The sequence below is a fragment of the Streptomyces xantholiticus genome, from assembly GCF_014651015.1.
In the GTDB taxonomy this organism is placed as follows: Bacteria; Actinomycetota; Actinomycetes; order Streptomycetales; family Streptomycetaceae; genus Streptomyces; species Streptomyces xantholiticus.
The window spans coordinates 97,127-115,156 of the sequence record NZ_BMWB01000018.1 but is presented as its reverse complement, the minus strand read 5'-3'; the positions used below and the strand labels follow the sequence as shown (position 1 = coordinate 115,156).

Annotated in this window: 18 protein-coding genes and 3 pseudogenes; 19 read left to right on the top strand and 2 right to left on the bottom strand. The window is 70.9% G+C overall.

Annotated elements, in window-relative coordinates:
• Positions 1-36: 36 nt before the first annotated feature.
• On the top strand, positions 37-1,587 hold the full coding sequence (gene ffh / locus IE198_RS24085; protein WP_189890013.1) for a signal recognition particle protein: 1,551 nt from the start codon (positions 37-39) through the stop codon (positions 1,585-1,587).
• A gap of 60 nt (positions 1,588-1,647) precedes the next feature.
• Here ffh and IE198_RS24080 read toward each other — a convergent pair whose 3' ends face one another.
• Entirely contained in the window at positions 1,648-2,448 is an 801-nt protein-coding gene (locus tag IE198_RS24080; protein WP_189890010.1) for a methyltransferase domain-containing protein, read from the bottom strand.
• Between the two features lie 210 nt (positions 2,449-2,658).
• Here IE198_RS24080 and IE198_RS24075 point away from each other — a divergent pair.
• The 18 genes and pseudogenes from IE198_RS24075 (at position 2,659) to IE198_RS23990 (ending at position 17,083) form a co-directional block, all read left to right on the top strand.
• A pseudogene (locus IE198_RS24075) lies at positions 2,659-4,054 on the top strand (His/Gly/Thr/Pro-type tRNA ligase C-terminal domain-containing protein).
• A 142-nt stretch (positions 4,055-4,196) separates the two neighbouring features.
• A complete protein-coding gene (locus IE198_RS24070) occupies positions 4,197-4,790 on the top strand; it encodes a hypothetical protein (RefSeq protein ID WP_189890008.1) in 594 nt (197 codons plus the stop codon).
• 256 nt (positions 4,791-5,046) lie between these two features.
• A complete protein-coding gene (gene rpsP / locus IE198_RS24065; protein WP_189890006.1) occupies positions 5,047-5,490 on the top strand; it encodes a 30S ribosomal protein S16 in 444 nt (147 codons plus the stop codon).
• 2 nt (positions 5,491-5,492) lie between these two features.
• Positions 5,493-5,732: an RNA-binding protein gene (locus tag IE198_RS24060; RefSeq protein WP_189890004.1), complete on the top strand. Its 240-nt coding sequence runs from the start codon at positions 5,493-5,495 to the stop codon at positions 5,730-5,732.
• A gap of 94 nt (positions 5,733-5,826) precedes the next feature.
• Positions 5,827-6,384 carry a ribosome maturation factor RimM gene (gene rimM / locus IE198_RS24055; RefSeq protein WP_189890001.1) on the top strand — a complete coding sequence of 186 codons (558 nt, stop codon included), beginning with the start codon at positions 5,827-5,829 and terminating at the stop codon, positions 6,382-6,384.
• A complete protein-coding gene (trmD, locus tag IE198_RS24050; protein WP_189889998.1) occupies positions 6,384-7,205 on the top strand; it encodes a tRNA (guanosine(37)-N1)-methyltransferase TrmD in 822 nt (273 codons plus the stop codon). Before rimM ends, trmD begins: the two co-directional genes overlap by 1 nt.
• A 128-nt stretch (positions 7,206-7,333) precedes the next feature.
• Positions 7,334-7,684: a 50S ribosomal protein L19 gene (gene rplS / locus IE198_RS24045; protein ID WP_100109387.1), complete on the top strand. Its 351-nt coding sequence runs from the start codon at positions 7,334-7,336 to the stop codon at positions 7,682-7,684.
• Between the two features lie 72 nt (positions 7,685-7,756).
• Positions 7,757-8,551: a signal peptidase I gene (gene lepB, locus IE198_RS24040; RefSeq protein ID WP_189889995.1), complete on the top strand. Its 795-nt coding sequence runs from the start codon at positions 7,757-7,759 to the stop codon at positions 8,549-8,551.
• A pseudogene (gene lepB, locus IE198_RS24035) lies at positions 8,544-9,615 on the top strand (signal peptidase I); the annotation flags it as partial. The gene lepB (IE198_RS24040) and the pseudogene lepB (IE198_RS24035), both read left to right, overlap by 8 nt.
• Positions 9,521-10,420, top strand: a complete 900-nt coding sequence (gene lepB / locus IE198_RS24030; protein ID WP_189890109.1) for a signal peptidase I — start codon at positions 9,521-9,523, stop codon at positions 10,418-10,420. The pseudogene lepB (IE198_RS24035) and the gene lepB (IE198_RS24030), both read left to right, overlap by 95 nt.
• A gap of 73 nt (positions 10,421-10,493) precedes the next feature.
• Positions 10,494-11,237, top strand: a complete 744-nt coding sequence (gene lepB, locus IE198_RS24025; protein WP_189889992.1) for a signal peptidase I — start codon at positions 10,494-10,496, stop codon at positions 11,235-11,237.
• A complete protein-coding gene (locus IE198_RS24020) occupies positions 11,227-11,730 on the top strand; it encodes an NUDIX hydrolase (protein WP_189889990.1) in 504 nt (167 codons plus the stop codon). The genes lepB (IE198_RS24025) and IE198_RS24020 overlap by 11 nt, the downstream gene beginning before the upstream one ends.
• A 56-nt stretch (positions 11,731-11,786) precedes the next feature.
• Positions 11,787-12,095, top strand: a complete 309-nt coding sequence (locus IE198_RS24015; protein WP_005311352.1) for a DUF2469 domain-containing protein — start codon at positions 11,787-11,789, stop codon at positions 12,093-12,095.
• Positions 12,096-12,211: 116 nt separating this feature from the next.
• Positions 12,212-12,574: a YraN family protein gene (locus tag IE198_RS24010; protein ID WP_189889988.1), complete on the top strand. Its 363-nt coding sequence runs from the start codon at positions 12,212-12,214 to the stop codon at positions 12,572-12,574.
• Positions 12,574-14,199: a YifB family Mg chelatase-like AAA ATPase gene (locus IE198_RS24005; RefSeq protein ID WP_189889986.1), complete on the top strand. Its 1,626-nt coding sequence runs from the start codon at positions 12,574-12,576 to the stop codon at positions 14,197-14,199. Before IE198_RS24010 ends, IE198_RS24005 begins: the two co-directional genes overlap by 1 nt.
• Positions 14,196-15,383, top strand: coding sequence for a DNA-processing protein DprA (dprA, locus tag IE198_RS24000; RefSeq protein WP_189889984.1), 1,188 nt, complete (start codon positions 14,196-14,198; stop codon positions 15,381-15,383). Before IE198_RS24005 ends, dprA begins: the two co-directional genes overlap by 4 nt.
• 243 nt (positions 15,384-15,626) lie before the next feature.
• Positions 15,627-16,463 carry an RNA polymerase sigma factor WhiG gene (whiG, locus tag IE198_RS23995; protein WP_189889982.1) on the top strand — a complete coding sequence of 279 codons (837 nt, stop codon included), beginning with the start codon at positions 15,627-15,629 and terminating at the stop codon, positions 16,461-16,463.
• A 62-nt stretch (positions 16,464-16,525) separates the two neighbouring features.
• Entirely contained in the window at positions 16,526-17,083 is a 558-nt protein-coding gene (locus IE198_RS23990; RefSeq protein ID WP_189890107.1) for a TetR/AcrR family transcriptional regulator, read from the top strand.
• 285 nt (positions 17,084-17,368) lie between these two features.
• On the opposite strand, the pseudogene IE198_RS36675 reads toward IE198_RS23990, so the two are convergent.
• Positions 17,369-17,989, bottom strand: a pseudogene (locus IE198_RS36675) (peptidoglycan DD-metalloendopeptidase family protein); the annotation flags it as partial.
• Between the last annotated feature and the right edge of the window lie 41 nt (positions 17,990-18,030).

Sequence of the window (18,030 nt, the reverse complement as noted above, 5' to 3'; positions counted from 1 at the left end):
ATCCACCGCCCCCGACTCCTGAGGACCGACGCCGCCGTGTTCGACACTCTCTCCGATCGCCTCTCAGCGACCTTCAAGAACCTGCGCGGCAAGGGGCGCCTGTCCGAGGCCGACATCGACGCGGCAGCCCGGGAAATCCGTATCGCCCTCCTCGAGGCGGATGTCGCTCTTCCCGTCGTCCGGGAGTTCATCAAGCAGGTCAAGGGCCGCTCTCTCGGCGCCGAGGTCTCGAAGGCGCTGAATCCGAGCCAGCAGGTCATCAAGATCGTCAACGAGGAGCTGATCGGCATCCTCGGCGGCGAGACCCGCCGTCTGCGGTTCGCCAAGACCGCGCCGACCGTAATCATGCTGGCCGGTCTGCAGGGTGCCGGTAAGACCACCCTCGCCGGAAAGCTCGGCCTCTGGCTCAAGGCCCAGGGGCACTCGCCTCTGCTCGTCGCCTGTGACCTGCAGCGCCCCAACGCCGTCAATCAGCTCGCGGTCGTCGCCGAGCGCGCCGGTGTCGGCGTCTACGCGCCCGAGCCCGGCAACGGCGTCGGTGACCCGGTCCAGGTCGCCAAGGACTCCATCGAGCACGCGCGGACCAAGCAGTACGACATCGTCATCGTCGACACCGCCGGCCGCCTCGGCATCGACGAGGAGCTGATGCAGCAGGCCGCGGACATCCGCGACGCCGTCAACCCCGACGAGATCCTCTTCGTCGTCGACGCCATGATCGGTCAGGACGCCGTCAACACCGCGGAGGCCTTCCGCGACGGGGTCGGCTTCGACGGCGTGGTCCTGTCCAAGCTGGACGGCGACGCCCGAGGCGGTGCCGCGCTCTCCGTCGCGCACGTCACCGGCAAGAACATCATGTTCGCCTCCAACGGCGAGAAGCTGGACGACTTCGACGCGTTCCACCCGGACCGCATGGCGTCCCGCATCCTCGGCATGGGCGACATGCTCTCGCTGATCGAGAAGGCCGAGCAGACCTTCAGCCAGGAAGAGGCCGCCAAGATGGCCTCCAAGCTGGCGAGCAGCAAGGGCAAGGAGTTCACGCTCGACGACTTCCTGGCCCAGATGGAGCAGGTCCGCAAGATGGGCAGCATCTCGAAGCTGCTCGGGATGCTCCCCGGTATGGCGCAGATGAAGGACCAGATCAACAACATCGACGAGCGTGACGTGGATCGTACGGCCGCGATCATCAAGTCGATGACGCCCGGCGAGCGCCAGGACCCGACGATCATCAACGGTTCGCGCCGTGCCCGTATCGCCAAGGGCTCCGGCGTCGAGGTCAGTGTGGTGAAGGGCCTGGTGGAGCGGTTCTTCGAGGCACGCAAGATGATGTCGCGAATGGCTCAGGGCGGCGGCATGCCCGGTATGCCGGGGATGCCGGGCATGGGGGGCGGCCCCGGCCGGCAGAAGAAGCAGCAGAAGCAGGCCAAGGGCAAGCGCAAGAGCGGCAACCCGATGAAGCGCAAGGCCGAGGAGCAGGCAGCGGCCGCACGCCGTGAGCAGGCGGCGCAGGGCGGGGCGTTCGGGCTGCCGGCCGGTGAGCCGGGCAAGGACTTCGAACTGCCGGACGAGTTCAAGAAGTTCATGGGCTGATCCGACAGACAGCCGAGAGGGCCCGCGACCGCCACGGTCGCGGGCCTTGTCGTACCGGGGTCAGGACGTGCGGGCGATCAGATAGCGGAAGACGTTGGGCATCCAGACCGTGCCGTCGGGCCGCCGGTGGTCGTGGAGCGCCTCGGCGATCTCCTTCTCCACCCGCGCGAGGTCGGTCTCCCGTACGGCCGCGTCGTAGAGCCCGGTCGACAGCAGTCCCCGTACCGCGCTGTCCGTGTCGGCGTATCCGAAGGGGCAGGCCACCCGGCCCGAGCCGTCCGGGTTGAGGCCGGCACGCCCGGCGATGTCCTCCAGGGCGTCGCGGTGGGCCGATCGCCTGCGCTCACCGGCGACCCGCAGCACCCCGGACGTGGCGCACCGCTCCGGCGGGCCCCATCCGGTGAGGACGACGACGCTCCTGCGCTCCGCGAGGCCGACCGACTCCCTGAGCACCTGTTCCAGCCGCTCTGCGTCGCCGGTGCCGGAGCCGATCGGCTGGAAGGCGGTGATGAGGTTGTAGCCGGTCCCGGCCGCTGCCGCCGCGGCGGCGTCGCCGTCGAGCAGCCGGGCCGCCGGGCTGCTCTCCATGCGTTCCCGTGCGAGGGCGAGTCGGTGGTGGTCGGTGTCGACGCCCGTCACGGTCGCACCGCGGGTCCTCGCCATCAGCAGGGCGAGGCCGGAGCCGCAGCCCAGTCCCAGCAGTCGTGTGCCGGTGCCCACCTCGAGGCGTTCGTAGACCGCTTCGTAGAGCGGCACCAGCATGCGTTCCTGGATCTCGGCCCAGTCCCGGGCTCGTGTGCCTGCCTCCGCAGAGGACGCCGACGCCTTGTGGCGTCGGTGCTGGACGAGCGTGGATGTCATCGAAAGCGCCCCAATCCGCCGAGAGGTCTGTTGTGCCCTGAAGGTCAGCCCCCGTGTGCGTACGCTCCGCGCTTCCCCGTATGCCAGGGAACTCCGTGGGCGTCCCCACGTCCAGAGGTTGTGCGGCACTGCTTCTGCGCCTGGGCCGGAGCCCCGGCAACCTGGCCGATTCACGCACAGGTCCCGTGTCACCGCCGTACGATGCCGGCCATGGCCAAGGCACCCGTTCTCACGCCCCGGTCGCACGACTTCCCGCGCTGGTACCAGGACCTGATCAACAAGGCCGAACCGGCGGACAACGGCCCGGTGCGCGGCACCAGGGTCATCCGACCGTACTGCTACGGCCTGTGGGAGCGGATGCAGCAGGAGATGGACGCCCGCATCAAGGACGCGGGTGCGTCGAACGCCTGCTTCCCGCTCTTCATCCCCCAGTCTTACCCGACTCGCGAGGCCGAGCACGTCGAGGGCTTCGCGCCCGAGCCGGCGGTGGTCACGCACGGTGGCGGCAGGGAGCTCGAGGGGCCGGTCGTGGTGCGTCCCACCTCCGAGGTGATCATCAACGACCAGTTCTCCCAGGGGGTGCAGAGCTACCGGGATCTGCCGCTGCTGATCAACCAGTGGGCGCGCATGGTCCGTTGGGAGATGCGGCCGCGGGTCTTCCTGCGGACGACCGAATTCCTCCGGCAGGAGGGCCACACCGCGCACGTCACGTCCGAGGACGCCAGGGGCTGTGCCGCCTGCATCCACCGGGAGGTGTGCGCGGACCTCATGGTGAACGTCCTCGGCACCGATGTGGTCCTGGGCCGCAAGACGCCCCGCGAGTGGTTCGCCGGTGCCGTCAACACCCTCCACCCGGAAGGGACGACGGGCGACGGCAAGGCGCTGCAGATGGGCACCGGTCACGAACCCGGCACCAGCTTCGCCAAGGCCTTCCACACCTCGTGCCTGTCGAAGGACGGGCAAAAGGAGCCGGTCCGGCAGTCGTCGACGGACTCCGTGTGCCGCCGCGGCCGGCGGCCGTGCAGGTGGTGGTCATGGCCGTCCAGGGCGACGAAGCCGTCGCCAGTCAGGGAGATCGGTGAGGCGCTCAAGGCGCCGCGCCTGCGGGTGCAGGTGGACGATGGGGTGGACACGCCGTTCGGCCGCCGTGCGGTCGACTGGGAGATCAAGGACATGCCGGTACGGATCGAGATCGGCCCCAGGGTCCTGGAGGCGGGTCCCGCGATGCCGGCCCGCCGTACCCCGGGAGGGAAGGAGCCGGTGAGCATCGAATCGCTCGCCGCGCTGCTGCCGAAGATCCTCGAGGGCGACCAGGCGCTGCTGCTCCGGCAGTCCCGGGTGCGCCGGGAGTCCCCCACGAGCGACGTCACCACCATCGAGGAGGCGGCGGACGCCGGCGGCTGGGCGCGCATCCCGTGGGCGACGCCGCGCGAGGAGGGCGAGGCGAAGCTCGCGGAGCAGGCGGTCTCCTGTGCGCTGCCTCGTCACGGAGGACGGGTCGGTGCCCGATGCGGACGACGTGCCCGGTACTGTCGCCGTGGTGGCCCGGTCGCACCGACCGCCGGCCCTCCTGGTGGCGGAACCGCCACATCCCGACATGGTGTGACCTGTGAGAGTTCTCCACAGATCGGCCCACCCGACCGCGTCAGGACGCATCAACGGCAACTGATGGCAACTGACTGGTACGTGCAAATTATTTGGGATGGCCCGGAATGGAACCCGACGGCCCTCCGGCTCGTTATCACGACGTGAGCACGACACCACCTGTTCTCGCCGCAGAGCTGGCACAGGCGTGGGCCGACATTCAGCGGCACCACCCCGAGCTGCCGGATCTTGCCGCGCCAGAGTCCCTGATCGGAGAGTCCTCGTCCGCCTGCGGCGCGGAACTCTCCTTCGAGCGACTGCTCCACGAGGCAGTCCACGGCATCGCCGCCGCGCGAGGAGTCCGCGACACCTCACGCGCCGGCCGCTACCACAACCGCCGCTTCCTCGCGATCGCCGAGGAGATGGGCTTGGACCACGTGGAGGAGCCGCACCCGAGCAGCGGTTTCTCGCTGGTCGTGCTCAACCCGGAGGCCAAGCGGCGGTACCGCCCCACCATCGAGCGGCTACAGCGCGCCCTCAAGGCGCACACGGTCGCGACGGCATCCGACACCAAGCGCACCTTCCGTGGACCTGCCGCGCGGCACGGCTCCTCGGGCGGCGGCGTGCGGGTCAAGGCCGTCTGCGACTGCGGCCGCAATGTCAGAGTGGTCCCCTCGGTCCTCGCCCAGGCGCCTATCGTCTGCGGGGGCTGCGGAAAGCCCTTCCGGATCCCGGAGGCAGTGGGCGCGGCGAACTGACCGTCCGCGCCCGCGCCACGGCATACAGGCCGCCGGCCTGACCGGCGGCCTGTATGCCGTGCCGTCGGCGGGGTCGCGTATGCCCGGGCGGGTGAGAAGCCGTCGCGGGTGTGTGGCACAATGGCTAGCTGTACTCGACAGCCGCACAGGAACCCTCTCGCCTCCGGCTGACGCGTCCATCGGGCACCCGAGTACCGCAACCCCACGTGGCATCTCGTTGTGCCCAACCACGTCAAGACCAGGAGACACCACTCCCGTGGCAGTCAAGATCAAGCTGAAGCGTCTCGGCAAGATTCGCCAGCCCCACTACCGCATCGTCGTCGCCGACTCCCGCACCCGCCGTGACGGCCGGGCCATCGAGGAGATCGGTCTGTACCACCCGACGTACAACCCGTCGCGCATCGAGGTCGACTCGGAGCGTGCGCAGTACTGGCTGTCCGTCGGCGCTCAGCCGACCGAGCCGGTCCTGGCCATCCTGAAGCTCACCGGTGACTGGCAGAAGGTCAAGGGCCTGCCCGCCCCGGAGAAGCCGCTGCTGGCCCCGGCCGCCAAGGAGGACAAGCGCGCCTCCTTCGACGCCTTCGCCAAGGCCCTCGAGGGTGACGACGCCAAGGGTGAGGCCATCACCCCGAAGGCGAAGAAGGCCGACAAGAAGGCGGACGAGGCCGACGCCGCGTCCACCGAGTCGACCGAGGCCTGAGGATGCTCGAGGAGGCTCTCGAGCACCTCGTGAAGGGCATCGTCGACAACCCGGACGAAGTGCAGGTGGCTTCTCGCAACCTGCGCCGCGGGCGTGTGCTCGAGGTCCGGGTCCACCCCGACGACCTCGGTAAGGTGATCGGCCGCAATGGCCGCACCGCGCGCGCCCTGCGCACCGTCGTGGGCGCCATCGGCGGCCGTGGCATCCGCGTCGACCTCGTCGACGTGGATCAGGCCCGCTGAACAAGTTGGCTGTTTTTGCTTGGATGCGCCGGCTCGGGCCGGGGAGGGCCGTCGGCCTTCCCCGGCCCGTAGTCGTATCGAAGGAGACATACAGGTGCAGCTGGTAGTGGCGCGGATCGGCCGCGCCCACGGCGTCAAGGGCGAGGTCACCGTCGAGGTGCGCACGGACGAGCCGGAGCTCCGGCTCGGGCCCGGCGCCGTGCTGGCCACCGACCCGGCCGCCGCAGGGCCGCTGACCATCGAGAGCGGCAGGGTGCACAGCTCACGGCTGCTGCTGCGCTTCGAGGGCGTGGGCGATCGCAACGCGGCGGAGGCGCTGCGCAACACTCTGCTGATCGCCGAGGTGGACCCGGAGGAACTGCCCGAGGACCCCGACGAGTACTACGACCACCAGCTGATGGACCTCGACGTGGTGCTGGCGGACGGCACGGAGATCGGCCGGATCACCGAGATCAGCCACCTGCCCTCGCAGGACCTGTTCATCGTGGAGCGGCCCGACGGCAGCGAGGTGATGATCCCGTTCGTCCAGGAGATCGTCACCGAGATCGACCTGGAGGAGCAGCGGGCCGTGATCGACCCGCCGAGGGGGCTGCTCGACGGCGGTGAGGCAGAGGTGGCAAGCAGCCGTGACGCGGCAAAGGACGAGTCCTGATGCGTCTCGACGTCGTCACGATCTTCCCCGAGTACCTGGAGCCGCTGAACGTCTCCCTGGTCGGCAAGGCCCGCGCCCGCGGGCAGCTCGGCGTCCACGTGCATGATCTGCGTGAGTGGACGTACGACCGGCACAACACCGTGGACGACACCCCGTACGGCGGCGGCCCCGGCATGGTCATGAAGACAGAGCCGTGGGGCGAGGCCCTCGACGACGTCCTGGCGAGCGGCTACGAAGCGGGCGCCCACGGCCCGGTTCTCGTGGTCCCCACCCCCAGCGGGAGGCCCTTCACCCAGGAGCTCGCCGTCGAACTCTCCGAGCGTCCCTGGCTGATCTTCACGCCCGCCCGCTACGAGGGCATCGACCGCCGCGTCGTCGACGAGTACGCGACCCGTATGCCGGTCTGCGAGGTGTCCATCGGCGACTACGTGCTGGCCGGTGGCGAGGCGGCGGTGCTGGTCGTCACCGAGGCCGTGGCGCGCCTGTTGCCGGGTGTCCTCGGCAACGCCGAGTCGCACCGTGACGACTCCTTCGCCCCCGGCGCGATGGCGAACCTGCTGGAGGGCCCCGTCTACACCAAGCCGCCCGTCTGGCGCGGGCGCGAGATCCCCGAGGTGCTGATCAGTGGCCACCACGGGAAGATCGCGCGCTGGCGACGCGACGAGGCGCTGGCCCGCACCGCCGCAAACAGGCCGGACCTGATCGAGCGCCTGGACCCGGCGGCCTTCGACAAGAAGGACCGCGAGACCCTGTCGATACTCGGCTGGGCACCGGAGCCCGGCGGCCGATTTTGGCGCAGGCCCGAGGCCGTGGAAGAATGAGCCGCTGCTGTACGTCCGGCCGGCGCCCCTGCCACAGGGGGAACGACGCCCGCCCGACGCGCGAGCACCCTCTTCTCATCACGACATTCCGCTGATGACCTGTGGCATCGGCGAGGAAGCAGACCACCATGGCTCACCTGCTCGACAACGTCAACGCGGCTTCGCTGCGCAGCGACGTCCCGGCCTTCCGTCCCGGTGACACCGTGAACGTCCACGTTCGCGTCATCGAGGGCAACCGCTCCCGTATCCAGCAGTTCAAGGGCGTCGTCATCCGCCGCCAGGGCGCGGGCGTGAGCGAGACCTTCACGGTCCGCAAGGTCTCCTTCTCCGTCGGCGTGGAGCGCACCTTCCCGGTGCACAGCCCGATCTTCGAGAAGATCGAGCTCGTCACCCGCGGTGACGTCCGTCGCGCCAAGCTGTACTACCTCCGTGAGCTGCGCGGCAAGGCCGCCAAGATCAAGGAGAAGCGCGACAACTGAGCCCTGGGCTCACAGCCGCGACGACGCTTCGGTTCAACCGGTCACAGGGCGGCCGGATAGGCTCTGCCCCCGATGGACACCGACGCACAGCACACGGAGCGCGACCGCTCTTCCACCCCGAAGGACGGGGCCGAGGAAGAGGGGTCGCGCTCCGCGCGTCGTTACCGCCTTTCGCGGCACCGCGATCGGCGCGGCCCGATGTCCCTGCGCACGGCGGGGCTGATCGGTGCCGCCTGCACGGTCTTCGTGCTGCTGTTGAGCCACTTCGTGATCCAGCCCTTCCAGATCCCGAGCAGCTCCATGGAGCCCACACTCCAGGTCGGTGACCGGGTGCTGGTGAACAAGCTGGCGTACCGTTTCGACGCAGAGCCCCGACGCGGCGATGTGATCGTCTTCGACGGCACGGGCTCCTTCGTGCAGGAAGAAGTGACTGAAAATCCGGTCAGTTCCGTAGTACGAGAGGGGCTCGCCGTACTCGGACTCGCCGAGCCGGCGGAGACCGATTTCGTCAAGCGGGTGGTGGGCGTGGGCGGTGACCGGGTGGTCTGCTGCGACAAGGGGGGCAGGGTCGAGGTGAACGGCGTACCGGTCGACGAGAGATATCTGCACCCCGACGGCGTGCCCTCCGAGGTGGCCTTCGACATCGTCGTTCCGAAGGGGACGCTCTGGGTCATGGGGGACCACCGCAGCAACTCGCGTGACTCCAGGGACCACCTCGGGCGGCCGGGCGGTGGCATGGTGCCCGTCGACATGGTGGTCGGACGGGTGGACTGGATCGGCTGGCCCGTCGGCCGCTGGTCGGGCATCGCCGCGACCGACTCGTTCTCCGGTGTGCCCGGCGCACCCCCGGGCGGCGCCCATGGGTAACCGCGGGCGCAGCCCCAGCCACCGGGCGGACACCCGGCTCCCGACCGGGACCCGGCCCACCAACGGCGCCCGACCGCTGCCCGGCCGGGCCGAGCGGCGCAGGCTGGCGCAGAAGGTCAAGAGAAAACGGCGCCGCTCCGCGATGAAGGAGATACCCGTCCTGATCACGGTGGCGCTCCTCATAGCCCTGGTGCTGAAGACGTTCCTCGTGCAGGCCTTCGTGATCCCGTCGGGCTCCATGGAGCAGACGATCAGGATCCAGGACCGGGTCCTGGTGGACAAACTCACCCCGTGGTTCGGCTCGAAGCCGGAGCGGGGCGATGTCGTCGTCTTCAAGGACCCCGGCGGCTGGCTGCCGGCGGAGGAGAAGCCGAAGCAGGACGACCCGATCGTGGTCAAGCAGGTCAAGCAGACCCTGACCTTCATCGGGCTGCTGCCGTCGGACGACGAGCGGGACCTGATCAAACGGGTCGTGGCCGTCGGTGGCGACCGGGTCGTGTGCTGCGACAAGGACCGTCGGGTCACTGTCAACGGCGCCCCGTTGAACGAACCGTATCTCCATCCGGACGACGTCCCCTCGACGATGCGGTTCGATGTGCAGGTGCCACAGGGGCGGCTCTTCGTGATGGGGGACCACCGGTCGAATTCGGCCGATTCGCGTTTCCACCTCGACGAGGAGGGCAGCGGCACGGTTGCGGAGGACCGGGTCGTCGGCAGGGCGGTCGTGATCGCCTGGCCGCTGGACCACTGGCGGCAGCTGGAGGAGCCGGAGACATACGCATCCGTGCCCAACCCGCGCGCCGGGGCGGCGGCTGCAGGGCCGCCGTCGAATAGTCTGTCCTCCCAGGACCACAACCGAATGGTCCTGCTCCCGACCCCTGCGGAACTCCCGCTCGTTATGGGAGTGGTGGGCCTGTACCTGGTGCGGGACAGGCGGTTTGCACGGCGTGAGGAGTGGATGTGGGGGACGTGGCGGTCGGCGCACGGTCCGGGCACGACGATCCCGAGGAGAGGCACGGTCCCCCCGAGACGCCCCCGGGCGTGACGGAGGACTCCGCGCCGGCGACCGACGGCGACTCCTCGGAGGGCGGCGGTACGGATCGGAAGCAGCAGAAGTCCTTCTGGAAGGAACTGCCGCTCCTCATCGGTATCGCCCTGCTTCTCGCACTGCTGATCAAGACGTTCCTGCTGCAGGCGTTCTCGATCCCGTCGGAATCGATGATGAACACCCTGCAGCGGGGCGACCGGGTGCTGGTGGACAAGCTCACTCCGTGGTTCGGGTCCGAGCCCGAGCGCGGCGAGGTCGTCGTCTTCCACGACCCGGGCGGCTGGCTGGAGGGCGAGCCCACCCCGGAGCCGAACGCCGTGCAGCGGTTCCTGAGCTTCATCGGCCTGATGCCGTCCGCCGAGGACAAGGACCTGATCAAGCGGGCGATCGCGGTCGGTGGTGACACGGTGGAGTGCAAGAAGGGCGGCCCGGTCAAGGTCAACGGCAAGGCCCTCGACGAGCCGTACGTCAGCCCGGGCAGCACGGCCTGCGACGACATGCCGTTCGGGCCCTTCAAGGTGCCGGACGGCAAGATCTGGGTGATGGGCGACAACCGCCAGAACTCCCAGGACTCCCGTTACCACATGGAGGACGTGAACCGGGGCTTCGTTCCGGTCGACAAGGTGGTGGGCCGCGCCGTGGTGGTCGCCTGGCCGCTGGACCGCTGGTCCACCCTGCCGGTGCCGGACACCTTCGACCAGCCCGGGATCAACGCCGCCGCCACCGCACTGCCCGCCGTGCCCGCTGCACTCGGCGTGGCCGGCGCTGTGCCGGTCGTACTGTGGCGCAGGAGGCTGACCGCCGGGCGTACCGCCGGGTAGGGTGCCGCCCAGATCGCCGATCGCCGGGTGCCGGAGTCCCGGGGATCGAATCTCCGAGGTGGGGAGCGCCGGGATGGGCGGAACAGGACGTGACGACGACGGCCGCGGCCGGCTCGGCAATGCGCTGTCGGGGCTGGCCGTGGCCGTCGGTTGTGTGCTCTTCCTCGGCGGGTTCGTCTGGGGCGCCCTCGTCTACCAGCCGTACACCGTGCCCACGGCGTCCATGTCGCCGACCGTGGAGTCGGGTGACCGGGTGCTCGCGGAGCGCATCGACGGCGGCGAGGTGCGCCGCGGAGACATCGTGGTCTTCCGCGACAAGCAGTGGGGCGACATGCCCATGCTCAAGAGGGTGGTGGGCGTGGGCGGCGACGAGATCGCCTGCTGCTCCGACAACGGTCGGCTGACCGTCAACGGCAAGGCCATCGAAGAACCGTATCTGCTGCAGGGCGACCAGCCCGCGTCGGAGGAGTTCACGGCATCCGTGCCCGAAGGCCAGCTGTTCCTGCTCGGTGACGAGCGTCTGGGCTCGCTCGACTCCAGGTCCCACCTGCAGGACCCCGGTCACGGCTCCGTCCCGCGGTCCGCCGTCTCCGCCCGGGTGGACGCCGTGGCGTGGCCCCTCGACGGCGGGATGGTCGAGCGCCCCGAGGGCTTCGCCGATCTGCCCGGCGGGGTGTCGCACCCCGGGCCGGTCAAGCTGATGGCCGCATCCGTGGTGGCCGGTGCCCTGCTGATAGTCGGCGGGGCGGGGTACGGGCCCGTGGCGGGCCGCTTCGGGCGCAAGCGGCGCGGCAGGGCGGTCGCCGGTGTCGCATGACGGCCCGCCGACCCGGCTGCGCAAGGTCTCCAGGGTCGTGCTCCTCGACCCGCAGGACCGCATCCTGCTGCTGCACGGGTACGAGCCGGCGGACCCGTCCGACGACTGGTGGTTCACCCCCGGCGGCGGTCTGGAGGGTGACGAGACGCGGGAAGAGGCGGCGCTGAGGGAACTGGCGGAGGAGACCGGGATCACGGAAGTGGAACTGGGGCCGGTGCTGTGGCAGCGGCACTGCTCGTTCCCCTTCGACGGCCGGCGCTGGGACCAGGACGAGTGGTACTTCCTGGGGCGCACCGCCCAGACGGGGACCGCGCCCGGCGGGCTGACGGAGCTCGAGCTGCGGAGCGTCTCCGGCCTGAGGTGGTGGACCTCCGCCGAACTGTCGGCAGCGCGTGAGACGGTGTACCCGACCAGGCTCGCCGAGCTGCTGAGCACGCTGCTCGACGAGGGGCCTCCGAATGCGCCGGTGGTCCTGGACCCGGAAATCGTCTGAGGACCCAGGGTGACTGGCGCACAATGGGGGGACGCAAGGCTGAAGGGGAACATGCCATGAGCGCCGAGGACCTCGAGAAGTACGAGACCGAGATGGAGCTGAAGCTCTACCGGGAGTACCGAGATGTCGTCGGACTGTTCAAATACGTGATCGAGACCGAGCGGCGCTTCTACCTCACCAACGATTACGAGATGCAGGTGCACTCGGTTCAGGGTGAGGTCTTCTTCGAGGTGTCGATGGCCGACGCCTGGGTCTGGGACATGTACCGGCCGGCCAGGTTCGTCAAGCAGGTCCGGGTGCTCACCTTCAAGGACGTGAACATCGAGGAGCTGAACAAGAGCGACCTCGAGCTTCCCGGGAGCTGAACCCACTCCCGCGGGTGACGCGGTTGTCCACAGTCCGGGGGTTGTCCACAGTTCCCGACCAAGATCCACATTGAGGGGTCCCACGCGTCAGAGTCGGTGCCGGAGGTGGTGCCGAGATGAACGCGACGGGGGCACTGGGACGGTACGGAGAGGACCTGGCCGCGCGGCTGCTGACCAGGTCCGGCATGCGCCTGCTGGCGCGGAACTGGCGCTGCGGGCGGGCCGGGGAGATCGACATCGTCGCCCGGGACGGCGACACCGTGGTCGTCTGTGAGGTCAAGACCCGCAGGACCGGTGCGTACGAGCATCCGATGGCCGCGATCACGCCGGTCAAGGCGCGGCGCCTGCGACGCCTCGCCGAGTGTTGGATCGAGCGGCACGGCGGCGCGCCACCGGGAGGTGTGCGCATCGACCTCGTGGGCGTGCTGCTGCCCAGGCGCGGTGCCGCAGTGGTAGAACATGCCCGCGGGGTGGCCTGATGGGGTTCGCACGAGCGTGCTCCGTGGCCCTGGTGGGCGTCGAGGGCGTGGTGGTCGAGGTCCAGGCGGACCTGGAGCCGGGAGTGGCCGCGTTCACGCTGGTGGGGCTGCCCGACAAGAGCCTGGTCGAGAGCCGCGACCGGGTGCGGGCGGCAGTGGTGAACTCGGGCGCCGAGTGGCCGCAGAAGAAACTCACCGTGGGACTCAGCCCGGCGTCCGTGCCGAAGGGCGGCAGTGGTTTCGACCTCGCGGTGGCGTGCGCGGTCCTGGGTGCCGCCGAGCGGATCGACCCGCGTCAGATCGCCGACCTCGTGCTGATCGGGGAGCTGGGGCTCGACGGCCGGGTCAGACCGGTGCGCGGCGTGCTTCCCGCGGTGCTCGCGGCGGCGGAGGCGGGGTACGAACACGTCGTCGTGCCGGAACGGACCGCGGGCGAGGCGTCACTCGTACCGGGGATCGCGGTCCTCGGCGTGCGCAGTCTGCGCCAGTTGATCGCCGTGCTCGCCGACGAGCCGGTGCCGGACGAGGAGGCTCTCGAGCCGGGCAGACCCGACGCCATGCTGGCGGGCCTGCTGGTACCGGGCGCCGGTGTCGGCACGGGACTGTCCGCCGCCCCGGGCGACGGGCCGGACCTCGCCGAAGTTGCGGGCCAGCACCGCGCACGTACCGGTCTGGAGGTCGCGGCGGCCGGCGGCCATCATCTGATGCTCTCCGGCCCGCCGGGCGCGGGGAAGACCATGCTGGCCGAGCGCCTGCCCGGGGTGCTGCCCCCGCTGACCCGCCGGGAATCGCTCGAGGTGACCGCGGTGCACTCGGTGGCGGGCATCCTCCCGCCGGGAGAACCGCTGGTGCGGACGGCGCCGTACTGCTCACCGCACCACTCGGCGACGATGCAGTCGCTGGTCGGCGGTGGCAACGGTCTGCCGAAGCCTGGCGCCGTCTCGCTCGCCCACCGGGGCGTGCTCTTCCTGGACGAGGCCCCGGAATTTTCCGCCAAGGCGCTCGACGCGCTGCGGCAGCCACTGGAGTCGGGCCATGTCGTCGTGGCCAGGAGCGGCGGAGTGGTGCGCCTGCCCGCGAAGTTCCTCATGGTGCTGGCCGCCAATCCCTGCCCGTGCGGCCGGCACACGCTTCACGGTGCCGGCTGCGAATGCCCCGCCTCGGTCATCCGGCGGTACCAGGCCCGGCTGTCGGGGCCCCTGCTGGACCGGGTCGACCTGCGGATCGAGGTCGAGCCGGTGAGCCGGTCCGATCTCCTCGGTCAGGGCGGCCGGGGCGAGTCCACGGCAGTGGTCGCGGACCGGGTGCGGGAGGCGAGGGCACGTGCCGCGGCCCGGCTGGACGGCACCCCCTGGAGCGTCAACAGCGAGGTCCCCGGGCATGAGCTGCGGACCCGCTGGACGGTGTCCGCAGGCGCCCTGGCGGCCGCCGAGCGGGACGTGGAGCGCGGCCTGCTCACGGCACGCGGCCTGGACCGCGTGCTGAGGGTGGCCTGGACCGTCGCCGACCTCGCCGGCCGGGACCGGCCGGAGCCGTGCGACGTGGCGCTGGCACTTGAGCTGCGGACCGGTATCGCGAGAGGCGCACCGGCCGCGGCGGTCGGCGGGGCCGGAGGAGGGTCATGACGCCGCTGACGCCCCCGCCGAACGGGCCACCGGACGAGCCGGAGCGGACGGCGCGGGCAGCTCTGACACGGATCCTGGAACCGGGTGACGAACGCGGCGGACGGTGGCTGCGGGAATTCGGCGCCGAGGAACTGCTGGCCCGGCTGACGTCGCAGGACCGCACGGCGAAATCGCTGCCGGGCGTCAACGAGCGGCGGGCGCAAGGGCTGCGGGCGCGTGCCGTCGGGGTGGAGCCGGAGCGCGATCTGGATGCGGTGCACGTGGTCGGCGGCCGGTTCGTGGTGCCCGGCGACGCCGAGTGGCCGAGTCAGCTCGACGACCTCCACGACGCCCGTCCGGTCGGCCTGTGGGTGCGGGGCCGGCCCGACCTGAGGAAATGGGCGCTGCGCTCGGTCGCGGTTGTCGGGGCGCGGGCATGCACGCCCTACGGGGCGCACATGGCGGCCGGCCTCGGCGCCGGACTGGCGGAGCGCGGCTGGGTCGTGGTGTCGGGAGCGGCGTTCGGCGTGGACGGCTCCGCACACCGCGGCGTGCTGGCCGCAGGCGGTGCCACGGTCGCCGTCCTCGCCTGCGGGGTCGACGTCGTCTACCCCCGGGGGCATGGCCAACTCATCGGACGCATCGTCGAACAGGGGCTCGTCATCGGCGAGTTGCCGCCGGGGGATCACCCGACGCCCAGCAGGTTCGTCATGCGCAACCGCGTCATCGCGGCGCTGACACGGGGCACCGTGGTCGTCGAGGCCGAGTACCGCAGCGGCTCGCTGGTCACCGCGCGCAACGCCCAGCGGCTGGGCCGCTGCACGATGGGGGTGCCGGGCCCTGCCACCAGCGGACTGTCGGCCGGCGTCCACGAACTGCTGCGTGGCGAGAGCGTGCTGGTCACCGACGCGGCGGAAGTGGTCGAACTGGTCGGCGGCATGGGGGACCTGGCCCCCGAGCGCATCGGCCCGGTGCTTCCCAGGGACCTGCTGGATCCGGTCGGCAGACGGGTGCTGGAGGCGCTTCCGGCCAGAGGCGCCGTCGCTGGGCGGGAGGTCGCCCGCGGCGCGGGGGCGACGGTGGACGAGGCCCTGGGCAAGCTGTACGAACTGCATTCACTCGGATTCGTGGAACGGGACGGCGAAGGGTGGAGGTTGACGCAGGGACCCGGCCTCGGTTCGAACGCACGGCGAGGCGGTGCTTGACCTGGAGCATTCGGGTGAAAAGGTGAAGCCGATGACCTCTTCAGGCCAGTCGGCGGGACCGGAGGGGCCGGTGCGTGGGGCATCGGCCCCGGTTCGAAGGTGTGGGCGAGGGCGAATACGCGCAGGGTCGTATCCCTGACCTTCGCCCAACGCGACCGTGCAGTCACGCTACGCTCACCGGGTTCCGGGCCCAGGCGGGCCCCTCCCCACCTCCCCTCACAGCAGAACGGCTCAAGGCAACGCATGCCCCAGCACACCTCCGGGTCGGACCGCGCGGCAGCGCCACCCGCTGCCCGTGGCGCCGCGCGGCCCGCTGCTCCCTCGTCGCTCGAGGAGTTGTGGCGGTCGTACAAGGCCACGGGTGACGACCGGCTGCGGGAGCAGCTGATCCTGCACTACTCACCGCTGGTCAAGTACGTCGCGGGCCGGGTGAGTGTGGGGCTGCCGTCCAACGTCGAGCAGGCGGACTTCGTCTCCTCCGGGGTCTTCGGGCTCATCGACGCCATCGAGAAGTTCGACATCGACCGGTCGATCAAGTTCGAGACGTACGCCATCACCAGGATCCGCGGCGCGATGATCGACGAACTGCGCGCGCTGGACTGGATCCCCCGTTCCGTGCGGCAGAAGGCGCGGGCAGTCGAGCGGGCATACGCGACGCTCGAGGCGCAGTTGCGACGTACTCCTTCCGAGTGTGAGGTCGCCGCCGAGATGGGCGTCGCGGTGGAGGAACTGCACGCGGTTTTCAGCCAGTTGTCGCTGGCGAACGTGGTGGCCCTGGAGGAACTGCTGCATGTCGGCGCGGAGGGCGGTGAGCGCCTGAGCCTCATGGACACGCTCGAGGACACCGCAGCCGACAATCCGGTCGAGGTGGCCGAGGACCGCGAGCTGCGCAGACTCCTCGCCCGCGCCATCAACACCCTGCCCGACCGTGAGAAGACCGTGGTCACGCTCTATTACTACGAGGGCCTCACGCTGGCCGAGATCGGGCACGTCCTCGGCGTCACGGAGAGCAGGGTCAGTCAGATCCACACCAAGTCGGTCCTGCAGCTGCGGGCGAAGCTGGCCGACGTGGGGCGGTGACTCTGGGATCCCCGGGACGGCATCCGTAAAGTGGGGACGTGCCCAGGATTCGAGCGGCCTCCGTGGCCGAGCACCGGACGATGCAGCGAGGCGCCCTGCTGGACGCCGCGCGTTCCCTCCTGTCCGAAGGCGGTACGGAGGCGCTGACCTTCCCCGCCCTCGCCGAGCGCACCGGCCTGGCGAGGTCCTCCGTGTACGAGTACTTCCGCTCGCGTGCCGCGGTCGTCGAAGAGCTCTGTGCGGTCGACTTCCCCGTCTGGGCGGCCGAGGTGGAGGCCGCGATGGGGCGGGCCCGGACGCCGGAGGACAAGGTCGAGGCGTATGTGCGCCGACAGCTCGAGCTGGTCGGGGACCGGCGACACCGGGCCGTCGTCGCGATCTCGGCGAGTGAACTGGACGCCGGGGCCCGCGAGAAGATCCGGGCCGCGCACGGCGGGCTGATCGCGATGATCGTCGAGGCGCTCGGTGAGCTGGGCCAGGACCGGCCCCGGCTGACCGCGATGCTTCTCCAGGGCATCGTGGACGCCGCGGTCCGCCGCATCGAGCTCGGCGCCGCCGAGGAGCCCGACGCCGTCGCGGAGGCGGCCGTCGCAATGGTGCTGCGGGGCGTACGGGGCTGACCGGCCGGTCTCGGCACAAGCCGTGGCCCGGCCGGACCGCCGCAGGGCCCGATGTGCCGCCAGGCAGGCGAGCAGCAGCAGCCCGGCGTGCGGCGTCCCCGCTGTCCCCGCGGCAGCGGCCGGGCCCGCGAAGGCAGCCGGCCCCGCCGCCGGGTGGGGCACGCCGAACACCGGCAGCAGCCGGGACGGCGCACGGCGCAGCATCCAGGGCGGCAGCAGCGACAGCGGGTTCAGATACGCGGGGCCGTGGCGCAGCCCCCAGTGCAGACAGCCCGCGCAGTGCGACGCCCCCGGCTCGACGACGCCGACCACGTCGCCGGCGCGTACCTCTGTGCCCTTCTCGACGATCGGGCGGACGGGCTCGTACGTCGTGCGCATCGGCGGGTCACCCGTACCGGTGAGGCTGATCGACACCACTCCTCGGCCCGCGACCGAGCCGGCGAAGGAGATCATGCCCGGCGCCGCGGCCCGCACGGGTGTTCCCGCCGCCGCGGCCAGGTCCACACCGCGGTGGCCCGGCCCGTAGGGAGAACCGGGCGGCTCCCATCCCCGCACCACCACGGGCCGCGGCGACCCGACGGGCCAACTCCGCTCCGCACCGTCGTCAGCGGCACCCGCCACGGGTGCCTGCGACGCCCGACCGTGCCCACGGCTCTGCGGCTGCCCACCCTCGGCCGCGCGGCGTCCCCGCCCCTCGGCGTTGGCCGCGCCATGGCCGTGCGCGCCACCACGCCATGCGTGCGCGGCCGGGACCGGGATGGCCGCGCCGCCCCCACCGCCGCCGGGCGGGCGGGGCACGACGGTCGCCGGGAGGGGGCCGGCCACCGCCGGCAGCGCGGCGAGCAGCAGGAGGGTGACCACCAGGCAGACCGCGGACGCGGAAGACGCGGAGTACGTACGCTTCATGGACGGAACCGTCCCGCGGACGAAGCCCCGCTCGCTGATCA